Raw genomic sequence first — 4,132 nt, forward strand, 5'->3', positions numbered from 1 at the left:
AGATCGGCGAAGTCAACTTCTTCGGCGTCGTCGAGCCGCTGGTCGCCTGGCAGCCGGCGCTGGCCGCAGCCGAAAGCGCGAAAGTGGTGGTCGTCGCGAGCAACTCGGCGACGACGGTGCCCCTCGTTCCGCGCCGTGCGGTGAAGGCATTCCTCGCGCATGACGCCGACAAGGCCCTGCGGTCGGTGCGACCGTTCGGCCCGGCCGCTCCGACGATGATGTACGCGGCTACGAAGATCGCCCTAAGTCGTTGGGTGCGGCGACACGCGGTGGCACCGGAATGGGCGGGCGCGGGGGTGCGCCTGAATGCGCTGGCGCCGGGAGCCGTCATGACGCCGTTGCTGCAGGAACAGCTCGCGGCGCCGCGGCAGGCAAAAGCGATCCGGTCCGTCCCGGTGCCACTCGGTGGCTTCGGGGAGGCGCGACACATGGCCGAGTGGATGTGTTTCATGCTGTCCGAGTCCGCCGAATTCCTCTGCGGCAGTGTCGTCTTCGTCGATGGTGGGACCGACGCCTATTTCCGGGCCGACGATTGGCCCAAAGCGCCACCGGCGAGCGGGCTGCCGGGATACCTGCGAAAGTTCAGCCGCTCGAGGAATGTGTGACAGCCGAGTTATGGCGCATCGAGGCGGCCGGGGTAATCTCCCGGCAGAAGTCAGCGGCTTCATTGGCCGACGTGAGGCCATTGCCGACCTCAAGCGAATGCTGGGCACCGCCCGCCTCATCACGTTGATTGGTCCAGGCGGCGTCGGCAAGACACGGCTGGCGACCCGGGTCGCTCGCAGTGTCGCGCGGGCCTACCCCGACGGAACATGGCTAGCCCAATGCGGCGACCTACGCGAACCCGTCCTCTTAGGACACCTCGTCGTGTCTGCGCTGGAGATCACCGATCGCGCCTTGGATACAGCAGAATTGACTATCCGCAATCACCTTGCGAATCGGCGACTTGCGCTCGTCTTAGACAGTTGTGATCACCTGATCGACGCGTCCGCAAAACTGGTCAACGAAATCCTGCACGCGGCCCCCGATGTGCAAGTCATAGCGACAAGCCGCGAACCCTTATGCGTGCCTGGGGAACACATCTACCGCGTCCTGCCCTTCCCGGTGGCTGATCTATCGCGGTGTCGGCAGTCGAGCGCCCACTACGACGATTCAGCCGCACCGGACGCGGTCTGGCGACCGTCAAGCCGCGAGGTGCTCGACCTGTTCGAGCAGCGGGCCGTCGCCGCCGATCCAGATTTCCGAATAACAGCCAGCAATGAAGATGACATCGCGCACCTATGTGCGCACCTCGACGGCCTGCCCCTCGCAATCGAACTAGCCGCCGCGCGAGTTCGATCGATGACTCCGCAGAAAATGCTGGAGCATCTCCATAAGACCAACAACATCGTGACCTCCCGTGCGCGTGGGTCGACGACCCGCCACCAGACATTGCGGTCATTGATCGACTGGAGCTATGACCTGTGCTCACAACATCAGCGGCTACTCTGGGTGCGATCATCGGTATTCCCAGGGTCATTCGACCTTGACGCCGCAGCAGCGATCTGTGGAGACGACAGCCAAAGTCGAGGTAACGTAATCGAAACGATGATCGAGTTGGTCGACAAATCGATCGTGACACGCGAGAACTTCAACGGCCGAGACCGCTATCGCCTTTTGGAGACTTTGCGTCACTATGGTGCAGAGCGGCTAGATCCCGCCGACGGTGATCGTATCCGACGTCGTCACCGAGACTACTTTGCATCGCTCGTCGAACATGCCGAGGCCAACTTCTCTGCAGGCACCGACCAGCAACGCTGGGCCTCAGCACTCGACGACGAACTAGCGAATCTGCGGGGTGCACTTGAATTTAGCCTCGGGCCCGAAGGCGAGGCCGGTGCGGCCCTCGATATCGCGACTCGCCTGTGGTTTGTTTGGGTACGCGGCGCCGCCCGAGAAGGCAGTTACTGGCTCGACCGGGCGCTCACCACCGGGGCGGGGGCGAAGATGAAAAGAGCGCAAGCGTTGTGTATCCGAGCCTGGATTGCCGCACTACAAGGCGATCAGGCGAATGGACGAGTAGCGATTGAACACGCTCAAGCGATAGCCGGCGACCTTGACGACGAACACCTTTGGGCTCTGGTCGCCCAAGCTTGCGGAGAGGTCGCCTTTATCAGTGACGACCTCACCGCTGCGGTCACCTGGCTGGAGCGGGCGGCCTCCTACTACCGCCGGGCGGGTGAATGGTCCGCGATCACCCTCCTGAGCCTCGCGCAGCTCGGTTGGATCAAAGGGCTCCAGGGTGACCACCAGGGCGGAGCAACGTTGGGCCACGAATGCCGCACTCGCAGTGAGAGCTGCGGCAACGACTGGTCACTTTCGTGGGCGTACTGGGTCCTGGGCACCCTGGCGTGGACGTCCGGAGACCACCGACTGGCCGAAACCCAGATCATCGACTCCCTCACTATCCGAACAGAAATCCACGATTGGCTCGGAATACCGTTCGCTCTTGAGCTTCTGGCATGGATCTGCCAGCGCGAGGAGCCCCGCCGCAGCGCACGACTTCTCGGCGTGAACGAAAGCCTTTGGGATCGAATCGGATTGCCATTGTTTGGCTCTGCTCCACTGACAGCCGTACATAGGAAGTGCTGTACCGAACTCCGAGAAGCACTCGGCGACGATGCGTTCACCGAAGCATTCGACCTCGGGGCGCGGCTCAACGCCGAAGAGTCTCTGATGCTCGCGCTACGTCGCCAGCGTGAATCCACGCCGCGGAACCCGGGATTGACGGCTACGCTGACCCGCCGTGAGCAGGAGATCGCCCAGCTTGTCGCACAAGGGTTGTCCAACCGCGAGGTGGCAACCGCGCTGGTCATCAGCCAACGAACAGCAGAATCACACGTGCACCGGATACTCCTCAAATTGGGCTTCACGTCGCGGACGCAGATAGCGCTTGCCGTTATCAATCATCAGGCAGCGACCATCGCCTAGGAGACTGCGCGCACAACGTCGCTGCCACGCGAAGACAGGCTCTGGGCACTCCGATGCCGCACCGCGACGTGCGCGGATCGGTTGGACATCTCCGGTCGCGGATCGTCAATGTCCCGGCGGGCCTGGCGGTTGCCGACGTTTACCGGTCAGTCGGCCCTTTGGTTCTGCTCAAGGCAATTCGAGGACGACGGAAGGCGCTGAGGGGCGCTAGTACGGGGTGCGCTGCAGCCAGTTCTGCCATACGGCGTCGTCGCCGAACAGCTCGATGCCGGTGTCGCCGACGTCGATTCGGCGCGTCATCGCCAGCAGCAGCTCGGCGGCGCCACCGCGCAGCGCCACGCTGCCCTTGCCGTGTTCGTGCGACCAGGCGATGCGCCCCTGGTCGACGGCGATCGTCCATTCGCCGGCTTCGCCCGGCCCGGCGTCGGTGGCGTGCAGGTGCAGGGTTGTGCCGTTGGCCAGCGGCAACTCCGCGCCGTCGGCGCCGGCCTGGAACGCGATCAGCTCCAGGCGTTCGGTGATGCCATCCGCGGCCACCTGGGGTGCGAGCGCGAAGTCGGCTCCAAGGACCATCGCGGCATCGGCCCGGTGCATCGCCGTCTCGTGCAACCGGCGCCGGATCCACCAGTTCGCCGGGCGCGAGCCGAGCAACGTCCACACGGGCGTTTCCGAGCCCGTCAGCTGCACGGCGTCCACCAGCCGCTGCGCCCCGTCGTGCATCCAGGAGATCGCCTTGGCCTGCCCCGGGGGCGGCTTGCCCGCCTCGACGCTGCCCAGATCGAGGAATTCCTGAAGGCGGTCGCGCACGATCTGCGCTGACCATCGGTGGCCGAGACCGACGTGGCGAAACACTTGGTCGAGGCTCCAGCCCGGACAAGTCGGTACCGGTGTCGCGCCGTCGGCGTCGCGGAAAAGCTCCGAAAAGGCGCGGTTCTCAGTGAGAAATTCGGTCGCGAAATCCAACGGGCTCATCAGCCCCTGCCTGGCAGGTTAGCGACCAAACGTGGAAATGATGTTGGCGTAAGCGTCCTCGCTGGGAACGTCCCCGGGTGTGGTGTAAGTAGCGGCGTGTCGGTGCCGATGTAGAGGGGCCATCGCGTGAGTCTCTGTGGTGAAACGACCAAGGATCACTACCGAGAGGAACATCGCGATGGCCCTGGAT

Annotated in this window: 3 protein-coding genes; 2 read left to right on the top strand and 1 reads right to left on the bottom strand. The window is 64.1% G+C overall.

Going from position 1 to position 4,132, the window contains the following annotated elements:
• Nucleotides 1-605: SDR family oxidoreductase (locus BRW65_RS30650; RefSeq protein ID WP_073881197.1), on the top strand; the 605-nt coding region annotated here is incomplete at its 5' end.
• A 10-nt stretch (nucleotides 606-615) separates the two neighbouring features.
• A complete protein-coding gene (locus tag BRW65_RS30655) occupies nucleotides 616-2,970 on the top strand; it encodes an ATP-binding protein (protein WP_167374121.1) in 2,355 nt (784 codons plus the stop codon).
• A 207-nt stretch (nucleotides 2,971-3,177) separates the two neighbouring features.
• Here the strand turns inward: BRW65_RS30655 and BRW65_RS30660 are convergent, their stop codons facing one another.
• Nucleotides 3,178-3,933, bottom strand: a complete 756-nt coding sequence (locus tag BRW65_RS30660) for a maleylpyruvate isomerase family mycothiol-dependent enzyme (protein WP_084188129.1) — start codon at nucleotides 3,931-3,933, stop codon at nucleotides 3,178-3,180.
• Between the last annotated feature and the right edge of the window lie 199 nt (nucleotides 3,934-4,132).

Origin of the sequence: Mycobacterium paraffinicum, from assembly GCF_001907675.1 — a bacterium.
GTDB classification, from domain to species: Bacteria; Actinomycetota; Actinomycetes; order Mycobacteriales; family Mycobacteriaceae; genus Mycobacterium; species Mycobacterium paraffinicum_A.